The following is an 18,604-nucleotide window of genomic DNA, read 5'->3' on the forward strand; positions in this document are numbered from 1 at the left end:
TGTTAAGGAGAACACTCATGGAAATAAGCAGCAAAAGTCCAAAGCTAATATATGAAGAAAAAAAGGCTATTAAGTTATTTTTGTGGCTATTTTATTTCTTATTCTTTTTATATGACTTAGCCTGGAATGTTATATTGCCTAGATACACAGATTATGGAGAATTAGAGCCTCTAAATTCTGGTTTGGGAATATGGCTTTACCCCTTAGTGTTAATACTGTTGCTAGTGTCAATGTATCTTATTAAAAAGAATGACTCGTATAAAGTTAAATATTTTTTCTTGTTTGGCTATATTTTAATTGATTTAGTCGATAATTTATTAAGGTATTATGGAACATCTCGAACTTTTGCATCGGGAAGTGTTGTTGAACTTCTATTTCTCATATTTTCACCCGTATTTGTAAATAAAATATACTTTTGGACCACTTCATTAGGAATAGTTGTAAAATATATTTTACTCGGACTGATATTATCAACCGCCAATGTCCTGCCGCCAATTATTATTAGCACGGCCATCTCAGCAATTGCCTATATCATCTTAATTAGATTTTATTCATATATAAATTCCTTAACCAACGTTCATGAGGAACTCCGTCAAAAAGAAAAACTCGCAGTTATTGGTCAAATGGCAACGGTGATTGGGCACGAGATTCGAAACCCGCTTGCAGCATTAAAGGGGTTTACGCAATTGCAGTTTGAGAACAATTTACAAACTAAGGATTATTATCCTATTATGATCCAAGAGATTGATAGAATTAATGTCATTGTCGATGACTTGATGTACCTTGGAAAGCCGAGAAGGATACAGTTTGAAAAAACTAGTATGGAAGAAATTATTGATTATACTTTGTCAATTATGAGACAACAGGCTAAGGTTAACGGGATTAAAATTGAAAAGACAGTCACAGAACCTCTGCCATTGATTGAATGTGGAGAGAAGCAATTAAAACAGGTATTTATCAACTTACTGAAAAATGCAATTGAAGCTATGCCGAATGGCGGGTTGATCAGAATCCAAATCAAAATGGCAGATAAAGAAAAACTGCTAGTAGCTGTCGAGGATGAAGGTTGCGGAATTACAGACGAAACTGTTCAAAATCTAGGTACGCCATTTTATTCAACTAAGGAGAATGGTACTGGTTTAGGCTTCTATATAACAAAGCAAATTATTGAGGAGCATAAAGGGGAAATAAAAATAGCAACAAAGCTTGGTAAAGGAACAACGGTAGAAGTTGAGTTGCCTCTAATCCAAAAGTACTAAATGAGTTAATAATGATAACAGGACAAAATTTTCTTTAATTATACATAAACATATGTATTCGGATTAAAATAAATGATTTATAATGAAGAAAAGTGTCGTAAATACAAAAATATAGGAAAAATGTCTGATGCAGAAAACCGTAACTTAGATTTTTTCTTATGATAGAAGAATGGAATTTCTAATGTGAGGTTGGAAAATGAAAACAAAAAAAATAGATCCAAATATACTAAATGAAGAGAGTCAAACAATCAAATGGTTTATTGTTTTATTTTATATCATCTCCATATCATATGATTTAATTTATAGTATTATTTCAAAATATAATCCAATATTGCAGTATAAAACACCTGATTTACTAGGCTTATGGATTTATGTATTTATGTTTGCTTTAATTCCTGTTGCACGTTATTTGTACAAAAATCAAAGGCAGCATCAAATAAAATATGTTTATTTTATATCATATACAACTTTAACGTTAATAAATGATGTCATTTCATTTATTGGCAAACCCGAGATCTATAAGAGTGGGAATGCAGTTGAAATTTTATGGTTGTTGTTATCACCAATATTTGTAAGCAATACCTTTTTTAAGGTAGTTTCCCTTGGGTTATTATTAAAATACAGTATAGCAGGTTTAATTATCCAAACTCCGAATGTGTTATCTGCTTTATTACTGCTAGCTGTATTATCAATTTTTTCTTTCATCATTTTAAATAGGTTTCAATCTTATGTTAGGGCGATTAAAACTTCATACGACCAGCAATTAGTTGGTCTGGTTAAAGGCGTAATCGCTACCCTTGAACTAAAAGATCCGTACACAAGAGGACATAGTGAAAGGGTTGCCAGCTATGCACTAGAGTTGGCAAAAATCAACGGTAAATTCTCTGTAGACGATTTAAAAGATTTTAATTACGCATGTTTACTTCACGATATCGGTAAAATTCATATCCCTGACCGAATACTGATGAAGCCTGGGAGACTTACAAATGAAGAGTACGAAATAATCAAAGCGCACACAGTCGTAGGGGCTGAAGCCGTATCGAAAATTGTTGGTTTTAAGCATAGTATTGAAGTCATTCGGTCTCATCATGAACGCTGGGATGGAAAGGGGTACCCGGATCAATTAAAGGGGGAAGAAATTCCGTACCTTGCAAGAGTTTCAGCTATTGCAGATGCTTTCGATGCCATGACCTCCACGAGGTCTTATAGGTCGGCCCTATCAGTTGAAGAGGCATATAAGAGGATATTAGAAGGAAAAGGTTCACAGTTTGACCCTGAACTGGTAGATAATTTTCAAAAGGTATTTCCGAAATGGAAAAAAATCCATGATTCCTTTAATGAAGAAATAGACAAAATCATGCTCCATAATAACTTTTGGGTTGAAAAGGAGGTGGAAGGATGAAAATACGCAAACTTAAGAAAGTTAAAGTAACATGCTGGTGGTGCTTATGGATGATGTAAGAAATATATGGTCTAGGATGCTTGCTTTTTGCTCAGCATCCTTTTTTCATAAATTATATAAAATAAAGGATGTTTATATGAACCTGACAAGCAATTCTATTCTTCATCTAGTACCAATCGAGATACGCAAAGATAAAAAACACTATATTGTTGAAGCTGAGGTTTCCGGTGAATTTTATGAAATGCCTGAGGTTTGTATTGATGCTATAAACTTGATGAACAAAGGAGAGTCACTTGGGCGGACAGAAAAGCTGCTGAAAGAAAAGTACCCGACTGAGGAGATTGACATACTTGATTTTGCTCAACAGCTTCTCGAGCTTCATCTAATAGCCGAAATGGATGGTGTTAAATTAGATCCTCCAACAGCCCAAAAGAGCCACTCAGGCTTTTTATGGGTTCCCCAAAAACTTGGGCAATTCTTCTTTAACCGCTACACCAATTCCGTTTATTCGGTTCTGTTTCTAGGTTGTATTGTCTTGTTTGTGTTAAACCCATCTTTATTTCCACATTATAAGGATTTGTTTATTTTTGATCTGATGGTATTGAATATCCCAGCCTGGCTCGTCCTATCTTTCCTTTTAGTGTTAATTCATGAATTTGGGCATGTTTTGGCCATAAGAGCCTACCAACTCCCAACTAAATTGGAAATAGGGCACCGCTTATTCCTAGTTGTATTAGAAACGGATATGTCATCTAGTTGGAAGCTGCCAGCAAAGGATCGCAATGTTTTGTATTTAGCAGGACTTCGTTTTGATACGGTAATTCTGTTTTTTGCTCTTATTGGCCAGTCAATTTTTCCGGTGGGATCAGGGATTTTCCTGAGTGTGCTGAAGTTAGTTGTATTAGATACCTTTATTCGGATGGTCTACCAGTGCTGTATCTATATGAAAACAGATTTATATTATGTTTTTGAAAACACGACGGGTGCCTACAATCTCATTGAAAATGCCCAGCAGGTGTTTAGGAACTTGTTTACATTTATTAAACCGGCCCGTCAAAAAGAGGTAATGTTTGAAGAGGAAAAGGGGACAGTTTTCACTTATACCATTTTTTATGTGCTCGGTGTGGGACTGACGCTATCTTTATTCTTCGGTTACTACCTTCCCCAAGTCTTATTTGCCATGACAAAGATTCACCACTGTTTTCACTACGGGCCATCCACTTATCATTTCTGGGATGCCGCCTTGTCCTCACTGCAGCTGTTAATTGGGTTCTTGCTGCTTCTGTATTCTTTACGAAAAAAGTACATCAAAAAGCAAAATATCTAGCTCCAGCCACAAGATGCTGGGGCTTTTCTATTTGTGACGAACTTTTGTCAAAATCCGTCATAGTTAGGGGTTTTTCCCCCCCTAGATGGGGGAGTTCCCTGATAAAGATAACGCTGTCGTTTTTCTTACAATAATAGTAACAAAACGATAGTGTTATTTTTTTAGGGAGGATCAAGAAAATGGAGTCAACTATTCAATCGGCGAAAAAACGGGATAATACCGTCAATAATGCATTTGCTTCCCATTTTGCCAAATCGATGTTTTTAACTGTGGTCGGACTGGCGATTCTAGTGTTTATCGGTACAAGAATGTTTACACATATCGACTTAAACCTTTATGGATATATGGTGGGAACCATTACTTTCTTAGGAGGCTTCTTCTATCGCTTCATCTCCTGGGGTGAAAGACCGCCAACCAAAATTATTATTAAAAAAGGCTTAAAGCTTCTTTTTAGAAAAAGTACAGCGAAGACAGCTGTCAGCCATTTAGCCATTTACGATTTCATTAAAAAACGTGGCTTCTACCGCTGGATGCAGCATATCTTAATCGGATGGGGCTGCGTGTTGGCCTGCTTGGTTACATTCCCTCTCGTATTCAGCTGGATGTACTTTAATATGGATGGCAACGGCTACTACACAGTTGTATTGATGGGAGTCGATCTAGTACGGATTAAAGCAGATGGAATCATCGCCTGGTTTTCTTACAATGCTTTAAATATTTCAGCCATCATGGTGATTACAGGAGTTTGCATGGCGCTTTACCGCCGCATGAAAAATATGCAGGCAAGAGCAGAGCAAAAATTCATGTACGATTTCTTGCCGCTCTATATGTTGTTATTTATTTCAGTAACTGGTCTATTATTAACAGTCCAAAACGTATTTTTACATGGATGGATGCAGCCGCAAATGTCGCTGATTCACCAGTTTTCAGTGATCGTAACGTTAATCTACTTACCATTCGGTAAACTTGCTCACATTCCGTTCCGTCCGATGAGCGTGCTGGCAAGAAACTACCGTGAACATTATGGAGAACAGCATATGAAAGAATGTAAAGTGTGCGGAGATAAATTTGTATCAGTCGAACAATCGAACGATGTTATTCAAGTATTGGGAACCAACAACATGGAGTTTAACATGGAAGACGGCTTTAATCTTGCGGAATTGTGCTTGCCATGCCGCAGAAAGTACCGTATCGCCAGATTCTCAGGATTCGCAACCCATCAAGTGAAGGTCAAGGAGGCAAATCAGAATGCAAGAGGTTAATACAAAGGCCCCTAAAGATAAATTTTTTAGAGAAATCGAAAATGTACGCCACCCAAATGAAACATTAATTAAAACACACTGTGCCTATTGTGGCATGCAGTGTGGGATGAATTTACGTGTAAATACTAAAACAAATCAAATCATCGGGGTTGAACCCCGATATGACTGGCCGGTAACGGTTGGAAAAATGTGTCCAAAAGGGGTAACTGCCTACCAGCAGACGAACCATCCGGACCGCATCTTAAAACCATTAATCCGTGACGATGCTTCCTTAAAAGGAACAGACAAAGGTTTCCGTGAAGCTTCATGGGAGGAAGCGTATGATTTAATCGCTCGGAAATTTAAAGAGTTGCAAGGGAAATACGGCAAAGATACATTGTCTGTATTCAGCGGTGTATCGATGACCAATGAAAAATGCTATTTAACTGGTAAGTTTGCACGCGTTGCTTTGCAAACCCGCTATATCGATTATAACGGCCGCTTCTGTATGTCCAGTGCGGCGGGCGGCTTCCTTCGTTCATTCGGTGTTGACCGTGGTTCAACATTGCCATGGACTGACATCCATGAAACAGATTGCTTGTTCATCGCCGGAAGCAACACAGCCGAATGTCACCCAACTTCGATGTTTCGTGTTTGGAACGTACAGGAAAGAGGCGGCTACCTGATTGTTGCCGATCCGCGTGAAACTCCAATTGCGAGACGCGCCGATGTTCACTTGGATCTAAGACCAGGAACAGACTTGGCACTGGCCAATGGAATCGTGAACCTATTGATTCAAAATGGCTATGTTGATGAAGAATTCGTCAACCAACACACAAATGGCTTTGAAGAAACAAAAGAATTGGTGAACCAATTCACACTAGAATATACAAGTCAAATTACCGGTGTTGCAGTGGAGAAAATCATCCGTGCTGCTGAAATTTACGGTAAAGCACCAAACGCGGTTGTCATGTTTGCCCGCGGTATTGAACAGCAGCATAAAGGGGTCGACAACGTATCTGGCTATACCAACATGGCGTTAGTTACCGGAAAAATCGGCCGTCCGAAATCAGGTGTTGCGACATTTACCGGCCAAGGTAACGGTCAAGGCGGCCGTGAGCATGGCCAGAAATCCGACCTGCTCCCAGGCTACCGTAAAATTACCAATCCAAAGCATGTCGAAGAAGTTTGTCAGGTTTGGGGAATCACCCCTGAAGAAATGCCGCAGCCAGGTGTTTCTGCTTACGAAATGTTTGAATTGATGGATCAAAAAACCATTCGCGGACTATACCTGCTATGCTCCAATCCCGCGGTTTCTGCACCAAACCAAAACTTTGTCCGCAAAGCATTAAAAGGATTAGACTTTATGGTCTGTGTCGATTTCTATCTATCAGAATCAGCAGAGTTTGCGGATGTCATTCTTCCAACCGTAACTTGGTCAGAGGACGAAGGTACGGTTACAAACTTGGAAGGCCGCATCATTAAAATAAATAAAGCACAAGAGCCGCTTGGTGAATCAAAGCCAGACTGGCAAATCCAAGTCGAGCTTTCTGAAAGACTTGGCAGAGGAAAATACTTCTCTCATTTAAAAACAGCCAGAGATGTAGCCGATGAATTCCGTTTAGCCTCAAAAGGCGGTTACGCAGATTACTACGGAGCAACTTGGGATAAAATCGACAAACAGGATGGTGTCTTCTGGCCTTGCCGTGATGAAGAGGATCCTGGTACACCGCATATGTTTTTAGATAAGAAGTTCTATCATCCAGATGGAAAAGCGAAAATTTGTGCACTTCCGTATCGTCCGCCTGCTGAAGAGCCGGATGCGGAATATCCATTACGTTTGACTACTGGACGTGTAGTATTCCATTACCTATCAGGTAACCAGACGCGCCGAATCCAATTCCTTCGTGATATGTGTCCGGAACCGTATGTAGAAGTTCATCCAGAAACAGCAGCAAAATATAATATCGAACATGAAGAATACGTCCGCCTCTACACTCGCAGAGGGGAAGCAGAATATAAAGTGAAAATCACAGAAGCCATCCGTAAAGATACGGTGTTTGTTCCGTACCACTTCGGACATGAAAAATCTATCAATCTACTAACAATTGCAGCCCTTGATCCGATCTCAAGGATGCCGGAATTCAAGGCATGTGCCGCACAGATTGAAAAACTAGAAATGAAGAAGGTGCAATAAAGTGGTAAAAAAGAGGTTATATCTTGAACTGGAAAATTGTATCGGCTGCCGTTCCTGCTTGGCTGCCTGCACACAGTGCGGAGGGCACGAGCAGCGCAACCGCAACTATGTTTATGATGTAAATCCGCTTAAAAACCGGCAGACGATGCCTTTAATGTGCCTTCACTGTGTGAATCCGGCATGTGCGCGGAGTTGTCCGGCCCAAGCAATCCAAATCCATGAAACAGGAGCAGTTCTTTCGGCTCTTGTGGAAAAATGTATCGGCTGCCAAAACTGTACAATTGCCTGCCCATATGGAATACCAAAGTTCGATACAGAGCAGAATTTAATGTATAAGTGCGACCTATGTATTGATCGCACCAAGGACGGTATCCCGCCAATGTGCGCGAGCGTATGTCCATCCAATACGCTGCAATGGTTAACAGACGAAGAAATCGAAGCAAAACAAAAGCAATTTAACCTTGATAATGGCAAATGGGTAACCAGCATGCCATATTTAGAAGGCGAAACTAACGTACGTGTGAATCTCCCTGGAATCCTGCAGGGCGTCACAAAACTGTTCTAGGAGGGATTACCATGAGCGATAAAAATAATAAAATCCCGTTCAATGAAGATAATTACACTCATAATATAAACCGTAACAATGAAAGAAAGCTGGACCGCCGCAGTTTCATGAAGACCTTGGTAGGTGCCGCTGGAGTGTTCGCCGTTTCATCACTTCCTTGGGGAGTCATGGCGGCGAAGGAGCTTAACCGTTTAGGAGATAAAAAATATCCGAAGCATAAAATTGCCGATTTAGACAAGGTTCCTGTCGGTGATGCTGTTGATTTTCAGTTTCCAGGCGAGCACGACAGCGCCATTTTGATTCGCTTATCGGAAAAGAAATTTGTCGCGTACCAAAATGCATGCACGCACCTAAGATGTCCTGTTTTTTGGCAAAAGGATGAAGGCGAAATGCTATGTCCTTGCCATCACGGAAAATTTGATGTTGAAACAGGCGCACCGATTGCCGGCCCGCCAAGACGGCCATTGCCTGAAATCCATGTGAAAGTGGAGAACGGCGCTGTATATGCCGTGGGGGTGAAGCGTTATGAAGCGTAGTTACATTCCAGTCGGACTGTTGCTTGTGGTGCTGATGTTAAATATTATTTTTACACAATACATGGTGCATCAATATTTTTATGAAAATTACACAAACACCATCATCGCTGCTGTTGTGAATGTTTTGTTATTCCCGGTCGCATTCATCATTTATAAAAAAGGTGTGAATGTCAATGACTAGTGAAACGTATATTGATTTCTGCTTTGTTCGCCCGCAGGCCGGAGAATTTTCTGCGGAGATTGACGAACTGCTAAAATCACTGTTTGCTAAGAAACGTTTAAATTGGTATCTCGAAGAAAAGGTCGTTGAAGATGCCGAAATGGTGGTCGCTGAAATTAAAGGGATGAGCAATTGGGTGTCCGAGGACGAAACGATTAAGTTTATCGAGAAAAACGCGGGAGAGAAGTTTTGGGAGTACCTGCAAGGCTACAAGATGTTCATCTACCCTGTTGAGAGAGGATGTAATAGCTGTGGCGTCCATTGATATTGAGAAAATACAGGAGCGCTTCGCCGGTGCTGAAGTTGAAATTGTGATTCAGGACCGGGAGGGCGGGGACCAGGCCCCTGTCGTGAGCAAATCGATAAAAAAGGTTCAGCTTTGCCCAGATGGAACCCATCTCCGCTTCTATTTTGATGATTTTTACTTTTTGGCAGTGCCTTTGGCAAGCCGCGTAACGGAGTCTGCTGGTTTGTGGTCGGCTGCCAATGTGGAAAGTGGTTTAACCTATACGTTTAAAAAGGTTCAGGTCTTCTAGGAGAACCTGAATTTTTTTATAAGTTTTTTTAATCGCCAATAGGACCGTTATATTCGCCAATAGAAGTCCAAAATTCGCCAATAGGTTTAAAATTCAACTCGAAATATATTTAAATTGAGAATTAGAAGACAGGAGGGCAGGTAAAAATGGATTCATTAAAAACAAACCCTAATGTTTGCACATATATCATTGACTCTCAAGAAGAGGAAATCAAAAGAATTGCGCATGAACTGCATGAAGGGGTCGGCCAGAACTTATATAGTATTTTAACAGGCTTACAATTTCTCGCAACAGGAGAACAAGACTCGTCCAAGAAAAGCTACATGAGTGAAATGAACCTGCTGATTGAAAAAACAATCCAGGAAATTAGATTGCTCTCCGTCGAACTCCATCCGCCTGCCCTGACAACACTTGGATTGTTACCGGCCATGAAAAGCTATATTCGATGTTATACCTCTACATTTGGCATAATCGTGGAGTTAGAGTCCAGCGGTGAGGGGAAATTAATCACGGAAAAACAACGGATTGCCGTATTTCGTGTATGTCAGGAAGCATTAACCAATATTGCAAAGTACGCAGATACAGCCATTGTAAAAATGAATTTTTTCTGGAAAGAAACTGAACTAAAGATTACCATCCGTGATTTCGGGAAAGGATTCCAGCCTGAAGAGTTCCAAGGAAATGAACCTTCTTCAGGACTAGCTGCGATGAAGGAAAGAATGCTTCTGATTGGTGGTAAGTGTGTGATATCCTCTAATATAGGAGAAGGAACATCGATAGAAATATCTCTTCCATTATCGAATTAAAGGGGAGTTTACATTGATAAGAATTCTGTTGGTAGATGACCATGCCGTGGTAAGAAGCGGCCTGAAAATGCTGCTGCAAACGAATCCTGAAATGGAAGTAGTCGGAGAAGCATCTGAAGGCAATGAAGGCATCAAAAAAGCGTTGAAGCTAAAACCGAATGTGGTCGTCATGGACCTAAGCATGCCGCATGGAAAAGACGGCCTAACGGCAACAACGGAATTAAAAAAGCAAATGCCGGAAGTGAATATTTTAATTTTAACGATGCATGCTGATGAAGAATACCTATTTCGTGCCATTCAAGGCGGCGCAAGCGGCTGTATTTTAAAAAGCGCACCGCATGATGAATTAATGTCCGCGATTGAATCGGTGGCTCGAGGAGATGCCTACCTGCATCCGTCCGCACAAAAGCGCTTGATGGAGGAATATTTAGCAGGCGTAAAGCAGGACGGTAATGATACGTACAATCTGTTGTCCGAACGGGAAAAAGAAGTGCTCACACTCATTGCTAAGGGGTACTCTAATAAAGAGATTGCCGAACAGCTGATTATCAGTGTCAAAACCGTCGAAACCCATAAAAGCAATCTGATGGAGAAATTACAGCTAAAAACTCGGCCAGAGCTGGTCGAGTATGCCGTTAGGAAGGGGCTATTGGGATATGGCATTTAAGGAGAACGTGCGTAGATGTCAGAGTTAAGGGAACTCCCAGAATTGGTTATAGTTTGTGAGCGGTTAAGAGCTGAAATCGGCTGCGATTTTGTCGGGCTTGCCCTGCAAAATGAATCAGGTCCTGATGTCAGGTGGCATTACGCTTCAGGAAATTTAAACGATAAATACAAACGAATAACGGTCCGTTTCGGAAAAGGAATCGCAGGAAAAATTATATCAAGCGGCAGCCCTATGATGATCACAAATTTTCCAAACTCCATCATAGGAAAAGTTACGGATTATCCCATTAATCTTGCTGAAAAACTTGTGGCTACTTATGCGGTCCCTTTATTTTTTAGTGGCATACCAAAGGGAGTGCTCCTTATTGGAAAAAGAGAGGAGTACTTTTTTGCAGAAGAGGAGCAGGAAAAGATGGCTGAATCTGCCCAAGCTCTCGAACAGCTAATAAAGGAGCATTTATTTTGATGCGGGGGATGGAAATGGACAAGGATTTACAGCAAACAAGAAATGAATTGACGGATTACAAATTTGCCCTTGATGCCTCCTCAATTGTTGCCATCACCGATGCGAGGGGGATGATTACATATGTTAACGACCAGTTTTGCCTAATATCTAAATTTTCTAGAGAAGAACTGATTGGGCAGGATCACCGTATCATCAATTCGGGACATCATTCAAAAGAATTTTTTAAAGAGATGTGGAGAACGATTGGCAGCGGCCAGGTGTGGAAGGGCGAGATTTGTAATAAAGCCAAGGACGGGACCTATTATTGGGTTGATACGACGATTGTACCGTTTTTAAACGATAATAGCAGGCCGTATCAGTATTTGGCGATTCGTTATGAAATTACCGAACGCAAGCGGGTGGAGCAGGAACTGCAAAAAATGATGACGCGGATAATCGATGTTCAAGAAGAGGAGAGGAAGCGCTTATCGCGAAATCTCCACGATGGGATTGGTCAGAATCTCTACAGCCACCTGATTACTATTAACCGCTTGTTGTCAGAGATGGACCATCCTCTCTTGGAGCAGATGCAGGAGGAAGCGACCCAATTAATTGAAGAAATCCGGGAAATCTCTTGGGAACTGAGGCCGTCCGTCTTGGATGACCTAGGTTTAATTCCGGCGATTCGCTCTTATCTTTCTCGGTATTCCAATCATTATAATATTGACGTCTATTTTGATTGTGCGTTAAACCGGCGCCTTGACATCAGTATTGAATTGACGATTTATCGAATAATCCAGGAAGCCCTGACAAACATTCGGAAATATGCTGAGGTTTTAAATGCTTCCGTAACAGTAAGGGAAATGGACAATGTTGTACGGGTAATGGTTGAAGATAAGGGGAAAGGGTTTGATTTGGGGACGCAATCCCCGGGAGTCGGCCTTTTCAGTATGGATGAACGGGCTCGTTCTGTTGGCGGGACCCTTACGATTAATACCTCCCTTGGAAATGGGACGAAAATAATCTTAGAAGTACCAATAACAAAAGACTAAATGAAAGGCTGACACAATTTTGTGCCAGCCTCTTTATTATAGTTTAAATGAGCTCTTAAGTGAAACAATCTGGTTAAACACAAGCTTTTCACCATACGAGGTATCCTTAGGATCAACATTGAAATAACCATGCCGGAAAAATTGGAATTTGTCATGCGGCTGGGATTCCTTCATGTTTGGCTCAACATAGCCTTGGTGAACTTCAAGCGAATTTGGATTCACTTTATCAAGGAAAGTCGTGCCTTCCTCTTCCTCAGTCTCGTCCAAAATCAACGGTTCGTAAAGACGGAATTCAGCAGGAACGGCATGGGTTGCTTCCACCCAGTGGATGGTGCCTTTTACTTTTCTGCCAGTAAAGCCCGTACCGCTCTTTGTTTCAGGATCATAGGTGCATCGTAGCTCAACCACTTTACCATCTGCATCCTTAACAATTTCCTCGCATTTAATGAAATACGCATGCTTCAGACGGACCTCATTGCCAGGGAAGAGACGGAAGTACTTTGCCGGCGGATTTTCCATAAAATCATCCTGCTCGATATAAATCTCGCGGGAGAAAGGTATTTTCCGCATGCCCATATCCGGATTTTCTGGGTTGATTTCCGCGTCTAACAATTCGATTTGGCCCTCAGGGTAATTGGTAATGACAACCTTTAAAGGGTTGATAATGCCCATTGTCCGCGGCGCCTTTAATTTTAAATCCTCGCGGACGAAGTGCTCGAGCATTTCCACATCAACTGTAGCATTATTTTTGGTAACAGCCGTTTCGCGAACAAACGCCCGGATGGACTCAGGGGTGAAGCCTCTTCTGCGCATTCCCGAAATGGTCGGCATGCGTGGGTCATCCCAGCCATCAACAAACCCTTCATCAACTAGCTGCTTCAGCTTCCGCTTGCTCATTACGGTATTGGTTAAATTCAAGCGGCCAAATTCGATTTGCTGCGGTGTGTTCTCCATCTCACATTGTTCAACAACCCAATTATAAAGTGGACGCTGATCCTCGAACTCAATCGTACAGATAGAGTGGGTAACTCCTTCAATTGCATCCTCGAGCGGATGAGCGAATGCATACATCGGATAGATACACCATTTATCGCCTGTATTATGATGTGTGGCGTGAGAAATGCGGTAAATAACCGGGTCGCGCAGGTTAATATTCGGCGAAGCCATATCGATTTTCGCACGTAACACCTTTTCACCGTTACTAAACTCACCAGCACGCATCCGTTCAAATAAGTCGAGATTCTCTTCAATTGAACGGTCCCGATACGGGCTTTCCTTACCAGGCTCAGTCAGGGTTCCTCGATATTCACGAATTTCATCGGCACTTAAGTCATCAACGTAAGCAAGCCCTTTTTTGATTAGCAGGACAGCGCGGTTGTACATTTCCTCAAAATAGTTGGAGGCAAATAATAAGTCGTCCCATTCAAAGCCGAGCCATTTGACGTCCTCTTTGATAGAGTTTACATATTCAATATCTTCTTTTAATGGATTCGTGTCATCAAAGCGCAAGTTAGTCAGTCCGTTAAAATCATCCGCCAAGCCAAAATTTAAGATGATGGATTTGGCATGGCCAATATGTAAATAGCCGTTTGGTTCAGGCGGGAAACGGGTCACGATTTTGTCGTGCTTGCCTGATTCCAAATCTTTTATCATTATATCCTTAATAAAGTTAGATGTTTGATTATCCATCCTTTTCAACCTCTTTCATCGTATCTACTTATTATTCATAACATAAATACTGATATTTTTCCATTGTTCCCATCATTTCATCCGAAAAACAGGTAGAAAGGTGGTAATCGGAAAAAGATAGCGGCGGACCGCAAAACCCGTCGGTTCTCTGGAGTCTAAGAATAATAAAAAATATTTGACAGAATGTAGTCGCTAATTTGACAGCTTTATGAAATACATAAATGCGATGATTAAAATCACATATCCATATTTTCCTGTTCCTTATAGTTAAGATATGAGGAACGGAGGGAACTTTATGAAGTCAAAAGCCTGGTACAAGAAACAGTTGAAACGGAAGCCTGTTCAAATAACACGATATGCTGTTCTAGCAATTTTCCTTTTATTTTTGTTATATGTTGGACTAAGATTCTATCAGTTTTATATGCACTTTGAAACGCTTGGGGAAAAGCCTTTTATTGAACGTCCATCGGCAGTCGAGGGGTTCCTTCCAATTAGCGCCTTGGTAGCGTTGAAGGTTTGGCTGACAAGCGGCGAATTTGATAGGATTCACCCCGCCGGACTTGTCTTATTTGCCTTTTTTATCGGTTCGGGGCTTATCTTTCGCAAATCGTTTTGCAGCTGGTTCTGTCCAGTTGGAACTATTAGTGAAATAACTGCCTGGTTTGGGCGAAAGCTTTTTAAAAAGAATTTTGAGATACCAACTTGGCTGACTTGGATATTAACTCCGTTAAAATATTTGCTCCTGTATTTTTTCATCAGCATGATTCTTGCGATGCCGACGTTTGAGGCAAAGGCATTTTTAGATGAACCGTATAATAAAATTTCTGATGTAAAAATGCTGCTGTTCTTTTTAAACATCGGCGGTTTTGCTTTGAAGGTCATCTTAGTGATTTTTGTCCTGTCCTCATTTTTCAGAAACTTCTGGTGTCGCTTCCTTTGCCCATATGGCGCAATGATCGGTCTTGGCTCCCTATTCAGAATTACAAAGGTGCGCCGTAATGAAGATACCTGTACGAACTGTGAAATGTGTACAAAGGTATGTCCGCAAAGAATCAAAGTTCATACAAAAAAGGTTGTCGCTTCGCCAAATTGCAACGCCTGCATGTCCTGTGTGGAGGCTTGCCCTATTAAGGATACATTGAACATGACGGTAGTGAACAAAAAGGTAAATAAATGGTTTATACCTGTTGGCTTTCTTGCACTGTTCTTCATTGTAGTTGTTGTTGCAAAAATAACCGGCCACTGGGACACGATTATCACCTATAAAGAATGGCAGCAATTGATTCCGGATGCAAACTATGTTGGCCACTAAGAAGCAGCATTATTTTTTTTGAAAAACTGTTTCTTGTTAAATAGAAAAATATCTTTTAAAATTAAGACAACTCATATGAACAGGTAGTAAATAGATTGGACTGATTTATTGATGCTTTTTGTTACGGAAATGCCAAAGGAAGCGAAGGAAAAAATCCTTTATTCCTCACTAGTTCTATTTACAAATGAGGGGTATAAAAACACCTCAGTTCTTGATATTGTCGAGATGGCAAGAGTCTCAAAAACAACCTTTTACCAGCATTTTAACAGCAAGGAAGAATTATTGGCCAACCTCTTTGACGTGGTGGCAACCGAAATACTTCAAGAGGTAAACCTGGCCATTGACAAGGAAACCCGGACAGCTTATAAGGCGTACGTAGGAATTCGCCGCTATATCGAGATATGTTTTACTGACGTGAAAGTGGCTAATTTAATGCTGGTGGAGTCTGTGGGTGTTTCCCAAGACGTCGAGATGGCCAGAAGTGAGGCCCATCGCCGCTTTGCGCAGCTGATGTTTCAAACGGTCCGAGGCTACCTTCCTGAAACTGCTTCCGAGACGGAACTACATATCGTATCCCAGGCCATGATTGGAGCTATAAATGAAGTAGTCGTACAAAACTATAAAGGAAAGGATGACAGTCCTTACCATTATGATGATTTAGCCCGGCTTCTCAACCGAATAGTCATCTCAGCATTCGTTAATTTAACTAATTAACGGGTGCTTTTTTTTGGCATTCTTTCCCGAATGCGAAGGAAAACAACATATGCAAAGGGGGAATGTCGAAAAGCATCGAAATTTTTCGGTTGTATAATACTGATACGTATTGGTATCATAAAAATATCTGAAAATTCAGCTTCATCTGTTCAAAGGAGGCAAAGCGGATCGGTTTCTTTTAAATATAACGATGGTGTATTTAAGGACTGCTTTGACACAGAACAGAACCTTCTGGGCGGAGAAGAATATGATACCAATAAAGCTTCCGGACCACTAATACTTTATATCTATTTTAGGAGGGAATAATCATGTCAAAAACAATTGAAGAATATTCTTTAGCAGATTTAATGAAAAAAATTGAGGAAACATTGAATGGGAATTCCGGTCCGATTGAGGGCTTCCAAGCAACCTATCAATTTGACATAACAGGCGATGACGGCGGCACATACCAGCTTCAATTCCAAGATGGCAAGTCAGCGGTCAAGGAAGGCTCTGAAACACCAGCGGACTGTACTTTGATTATGTCTTTGGGAAGTTTCCACCAATTCATGCTCGGCAAATTAAACGGCACGATGGCATTCATGACCGGCAAGCTGAAAATTAAAGGGGATATGGGTAAGGCCTTAAAGATTGAAAGCATTCTTCGTCAATATAACGTAAAAGACAGTTTGTAAGATTAAGCGGCCCGGTAATTTTACCGGGTTTTCTTTAAAATCTAAATTTGATAGGAGGTCACCAATGAAGGCGAATAATTTAGTGGAAGCCGTTGCCAGCACCGCCCGCCGCTATGCAGATAAGGATGCATTTTTATGGAAGCAAAATGGGATTTGGCATGGAATCAGCTATTTTACCTTTTGGGAAAAAGTGAAACAGGTTGCAGCAGGCCTTGCCCATCTTGGTGTAAAACGAAATGATAAGATTGCGATATTATCAGAAAATAACCCCTACTGGCCGGTAGCCGATTTGGCCATTATAAGTCTGGGGGCTGTCAGCGTGCCCATCCACTCAACGCTTCCAAATGATCAGGTCGAGTATATTTTAAATAATGCCGATTGCACCTTTATTTTTGTCCAAGATGAAAACTATTTAAAAAAGGTGCTTCAAAATGGGAGCGTTCCCATGAAAACGGCGCTTATCTTCACACCTAAGAACTTCACCGAAACAGACACCCTTCTATCACTGCAGCATTTGGCCCAGCTTGGTTCTGTCAATCCATTAGATAATTGGGAAGCAAATTGGGATGAACTGACCAGAGACGACCTCGCCACGATTATCCACACGTCAGGAACAACAGGCAATCCGAAAGGAGTAATGCTCTCACACGGCAATATACTGGCTAACATCGAAGGGGTCCAATTCTGGGTGCTTGAAGCAAGACCATCCGATGTGATGCTTTCCCATTTGCCGCTGTCCCACGTGTTCGAGCGGATGGCTGGGCAATTCATGCCATTATCAGTCGGCTCAACCATCGCTTATGCTGAAGGAATTGAAAAGGTTCAAGAAAACCTTTTGGAGGTCAGGCCAACTGTGTTAGTAAGTGTGCCGCTCCTGTTTGAACGAGTATATGCAACTGCCCAGAAAATGGTCGAATCCGGTACGCCATTGCGGAAGAAAATATTTAAATGGGCAATTGGAGTGGGTTTGAAAAAATACGAGCATTATTTAAGCAAAAGTTTTGATGATTTCATGAAAGAAGGCTTCCTCCCTAAAGAAATCAAGCGCAGTTGGAAGATTGCCAATGCCCTTGTCTACAAAAAGATTAAAGATAAGCTTGGCGGCAGAGTAAGAGGGCTTATTTCTGGAGGAGGTGCTTTGAATCCAGAAATCGGCAAGTTCTTCTGGGCTGTTGATATTCCTGCTCTTGAAGGCTATGGCCTGACGGAAACAGCGCCTGTCGTCTGTACAAATCCGATGGTCCGTTCAAAGGTAGGGACGGTTGGCAAACCGCTTCCGAATCTGGAAATCAAAATTGCTCCGGATGGTGAGGTATTAGTAAAAGGCCCAAGTGTTATGAAGGGCTATTACAAGAATGAAGAAGCAACTGCAGAGGTATTCGAAGATGGCTGGTTTAAGACTGGTGACATCGGCAGTATCGATGAAGAAGGCTATTTAAAAATTGTCGACAGGAAAAAACGGATTATTGTCCTGACGACAGGAAAGAATGTCGCCCCGCAGCCAGTAGAAAATGCCATGACCCAAAGTATTTATATATCAAATGCGGTACTCGTTGGCCAGGACAAAAAGTATGTCATTGCCTTAATCACCCCAAGCCTGGAGAATCTTTTACCATGGGCAGAAAAGAAAGGACTTTCCGGAAATATCGAACAGCTGCTAAGAGAGCCGGAAGTGCAACACTTGTTATTAAAGGAAGTGGCCAAATTCACGAATAAGTTTGCCAAGTATGAACAGCCAAAAAAGGTGGTCATTATTGGCAAGGAGTGGACGGTTGATGATGGTGAACTAACCCCTTCCTTAAAGGTCCGCCTGCCGGAAATTCAGAAAAAATACAAGGACGTTATCGAACATGCTTACTCGGAGGAAAGCTTTATGGATATGCGGATTGCCGCTAACGAAGCAGCAGTTGGATTATCGGTCAGTCATGAGCGAGGCAGCGGCCATTAAAACCAAAAGCGTGAA

At 41.3% G+C, this 18,604-nt stretch carries 19 protein-coding genes; 18 read left to right on the forward strand and 1 reads right to left on the reverse strand.

From position 1 onward, the window contains the following. The first annotated feature begins 17 nt into the window (after nucleotides 1-17). The 14 genes from QNN06_RS06775 (at nucleotide 18) to QNN06_RS06840 (ending at nucleotide 12,252) form a co-directional block, all read left to right on the forward strand. Nucleotides 18-1,259 (forward strand): ATP-binding protein, encoded by a 1,242-nt coding sequence (locus tag QNN06_RS06775; protein WP_213118188.1) that lies wholly within the window; start codon nucleotides 18-20, stop codon nucleotides 1,257-1,259. Nucleotides 1,260-1,455: 196 nt separating this feature from the next. Beyond that, complete coding sequence (locus QNN06_RS06780) at nucleotides 1,456-2,661, forward strand: HD-GYP domain-containing protein (RefSeq protein WP_213118187.1); 1,206 nt, start codon at nucleotides 1,456-1,458, stop codon at nucleotides 2,659-2,661. A 46-nt stretch (nucleotides 2,662-2,707) separates the two neighbouring features. Continuing rightward, nucleotides 2,708-3,988 carry a zinc metalloprotease gene (locus tag QNN06_RS06785; protein WP_284037299.1) on the forward strand — a complete coding sequence of 427 codons (1,281 nt, stop codon included), beginning with the start codon at nucleotides 2,708-2,710 and terminating at the stop codon, nucleotides 3,986-3,988. Nucleotides 3,989-4,167: 179 nt separating this feature from the next. Further along, nucleotides 4,168-5,250: a hypothetical protein gene (locus QNN06_RS06790; RefSeq protein WP_213118186.1), complete on the forward strand. Its 1,083-nt coding sequence runs from the start codon at nucleotides 4,168-4,170 to the stop codon at nucleotides 5,248-5,250. Further along, entirely contained in the window at nucleotides 5,237-7,426 is a 2,190-nt protein-coding gene (locus QNN06_RS06795; RefSeq protein WP_284037300.1) for a molybdopterin oxidoreductase family protein, read from the forward strand. Before QNN06_RS06790 ends, QNN06_RS06795 begins: the two co-directional genes overlap by 14 nt. A gap of 1 nt (nucleotide 7,427) precedes the next feature. Continuing rightward, entirely contained in the window at nucleotides 7,428-7,991 is a 564-nt protein-coding gene (locus tag QNN06_RS06800) for a 4Fe-4S dicluster domain-containing protein (RefSeq protein WP_213118184.1), read from the forward strand. Nucleotides 7,992-8,002: 11 nt separating this feature from the next. Then, the gene (locus QNN06_RS06805) at nucleotides 8,003-8,527 is read left to right on the forward strand and encodes a Rieske (2Fe-2S) protein (RefSeq protein WP_284037301.1); all 525 of its coding nucleotides are present in this window, start codon (nucleotides 8,003-8,005) and stop codon (nucleotides 8,525-8,527) included. Beyond that, nucleotides 8,517-8,708: a hypothetical protein gene (locus QNN06_RS06810; protein ID WP_213118182.1), complete on the forward strand. Its 192-nt coding sequence runs from the start codon at nucleotides 8,517-8,519 to the stop codon at nucleotides 8,706-8,708. The genes QNN06_RS06805 and QNN06_RS06810 overlap by 11 nt, the downstream gene beginning before the upstream one ends. Then, nucleotides 8,701-9,012 carry a hypothetical protein gene (locus QNN06_RS06815; RefSeq protein ID WP_213118181.1) on the forward strand — a complete coding sequence of 104 codons (312 nt, stop codon included), beginning with the start codon at nucleotides 8,701-8,703 and terminating at the stop codon, nucleotides 9,010-9,012. Before QNN06_RS06810 ends, QNN06_RS06815 begins: the two co-directional genes overlap by 8 nt. Further along, on the forward strand, nucleotides 8,999-9,283 hold the full coding sequence (locus tag QNN06_RS06820) for a hypothetical protein (protein WP_249366686.1): 285 nt from the start codon (nucleotides 8,999-9,001) through the stop codon (nucleotides 9,281-9,283). The genes QNN06_RS06815 and QNN06_RS06820 overlap by 14 nt, the downstream gene beginning before the upstream one ends. A gap of 146 nt (nucleotides 9,284-9,429) precedes the next feature. Continuing rightward, nucleotides 9,430-10,089 carry a sensor histidine kinase gene (locus QNN06_RS06825; protein WP_213118180.1) on the forward strand — a complete coding sequence of 220 codons (660 nt, stop codon included), beginning with the start codon at nucleotides 9,430-9,432 and terminating at the stop codon, nucleotides 10,087-10,089. A 13-nt stretch (nucleotides 10,090-10,102) separates the two neighbouring features. Then, a complete protein-coding gene (locus QNN06_RS06830; RefSeq protein ID WP_261363802.1) occupies nucleotides 10,103-10,756 on the forward strand; it encodes a response regulator in 654 nt (217 codons plus the stop codon). 15 nt (nucleotides 10,757-10,771) lie between these two features. Beyond that, complete coding sequence (locus tag QNN06_RS06835; RefSeq protein ID WP_213118179.1) at nucleotides 10,772-11,221, forward strand: GAF domain-containing protein; 450 nt, start codon at nucleotides 10,772-10,774, stop codon at nucleotides 11,219-11,221. A gap of 14 nt (nucleotides 11,222-11,235) precedes the next feature. Next, on the forward strand, nucleotides 11,236-12,252 hold the full coding sequence (locus QNN06_RS06840; RefSeq protein ID WP_249366685.1) for a PAS domain-containing sensor histidine kinase: 1,017 nt from the start codon (nucleotides 11,236-11,238) through the stop codon (nucleotides 12,250-12,252). Nucleotides 12,253-12,288: 36 nt separating this feature from the next. Here the strand turns inward: QNN06_RS06840 and QNN06_RS06845 are convergent, their stop codons facing one another. Then, the gene (locus QNN06_RS06845) at nucleotides 12,289-13,941 is read right to left on the reverse strand and encodes a glutamine--tRNA ligase/YqeY domain fusion protein (RefSeq protein WP_284037302.1); all 1,653 of its coding nucleotides are present in this window, start codon (nucleotides 13,939-13,941) and stop codon (nucleotides 12,289-12,291) included. 295 nt (nucleotides 13,942-14,236) lie between these two features. On the opposite strand from QNN06_RS06845, the gene QNN06_RS06850 reads away from it, so the two are divergent. From QNN06_RS06850 to QNN06_RS06865, 4 genes are all read left to right on the forward strand, one after another. Next, a complete protein-coding gene (locus tag QNN06_RS06850) occupies nucleotides 14,237-15,253 on the forward strand; it encodes a 4Fe-4S binding protein (protein WP_284037303.1) in 1,017 nt (338 codons plus the stop codon). Between the two features lie 111 nt (nucleotides 15,254-15,364). Next, nucleotides 15,365-15,967, forward strand: coding sequence for a TetR/AcrR family transcriptional regulator (locus tag QNN06_RS06855; protein ID WP_213118176.1), 603 nt, complete (start codon nucleotides 15,365-15,367; stop codon nucleotides 15,965-15,967). 308 nt (nucleotides 15,968-16,275) lie between these two features. Further along, on the forward strand, nucleotides 16,276-16,641 hold the full coding sequence (locus QNN06_RS06860) for an SCP2 sterol-binding domain-containing protein (protein WP_213118175.1): 366 nt from the start codon (nucleotides 16,276-16,278) through the stop codon (nucleotides 16,639-16,641). A gap of 64 nt (nucleotides 16,642-16,705) precedes the next feature. Further along, nucleotides 16,706-18,589, forward strand: a complete 1,884-nt coding sequence (locus QNN06_RS06865; RefSeq protein WP_284037304.1) for an AMP-dependent synthetase/ligase — start codon at nucleotides 16,706-16,708, stop codon at nucleotides 18,587-18,589. Nucleotides 18,590-18,604: the final 15 nt, after the last annotated feature.

The sequence above is a fragment of the Neobacillus sp. 114 genome (assembly GCF_030127045.1).
GTDB classification, from domain to species: domain Bacteria; phylum Bacillota; class Bacilli; order Bacillales; family Cytobacillaceae; genus Neobacillus; species Neobacillus rhizophilus.

Bases quoted from the DNA above. Each gene is read 5' to 3' on its own strand.
- QNN06_RS06775 (WP_213118188.1), top strand. From the start codon at position 18: ATGGAAATAAGCAGCAAAAGTCCAAAGCTAATATATGAAGAAAAAAAG.
- QNN06_RS06780 (WP_213118187.1), top strand. From the start codon at position 1,456: ATGAAAACAAAAAAAATAGATCCAAATATACTAAATGAAGAGAGTCAA.
- QNN06_RS06785 (WP_284037299.1), top strand. From the start codon at position 2,708: ATGGATGATGTAAGAAATATATGGTCTAGGATGCTTGCTTTTTGCTCA.
- QNN06_RS06790 (WP_213118186.1), top strand. From the start codon at position 4,168: ATGGAGTCAACTATTCAATCGGCGAAAAAACGGGATAATACCGTCAAT.
- QNN06_RS06795 (WP_284037300.1), top strand. From the start codon at position 5,237: ATGCAAGAGGTTAATACAAAGGCCCCTAAAGATAAATTTTTTAGAGAA.
- QNN06_RS06805 (WP_284037301.1), top strand. From the start codon at position 8,003: ATGAGCGATAAAAATAATAAAATCCCGTTCAATGAAGATAATTACACT.
- QNN06_RS06810 (WP_213118182.1), top strand. From the start codon at position 8,517: ATGAAGCGTAGTTACATTCCAGTCGGACTGTTGCTTGTGGTGCTGATG.
- QNN06_RS06815 (WP_213118181.1), top strand. From the start codon at position 8,701: ATGACTAGTGAAACGTATATTGATTTCTGCTTTGTTCGCCCGCAGGCC.
- QNN06_RS06825 (WP_213118180.1), top strand. From the start codon at position 9,430: ATGGATTCATTAAAAACAAACCCTAATGTTTGCACATATATCATTGAC.
- QNN06_RS06835 (WP_213118179.1), top strand. From the start codon at position 10,772: ATGTCAGAGTTAAGGGAACTCCCAGAATTGGTTATAGTTTGTGAGCGG.
- QNN06_RS06840 (WP_249366685.1), top strand. From the start codon at position 11,236: ATGGACAAGGATTTACAGCAAACAAGAAATGAATTGACGGATTACAAA.
- QNN06_RS06845 (WP_284037302.1), bottom strand. From the start codon at position 13,941: ATGGATAATCAAACATCTAACTTTATTAAGGATATAATGATAAAAGAT.
- QNN06_RS06850 (WP_284037303.1), top strand. From the start codon at position 14,237: ATGAAGTCAAAAGCCTGGTACAAGAAACAGTTGAAACGGAAGCCTGTT.
- QNN06_RS06855 (WP_213118176.1), top strand. From the start codon at position 15,365: ATGCTTTTTGTTACGGAAATGCCAAAGGAAGCGAAGGAAAAAATCCTT.
- QNN06_RS06860 (WP_213118175.1), top strand. From the start codon at position 16,276: ATGTCAAAAACAATTGAAGAATATTCTTTAGCAGATTTAATGAAAAAA.
- QNN06_RS06865 (WP_284037304.1), top strand. From the start codon at position 16,706: ATGAAGGCGAATAATTTAGTGGAAGCCGTTGCCAGCACCGCCCGCCGC.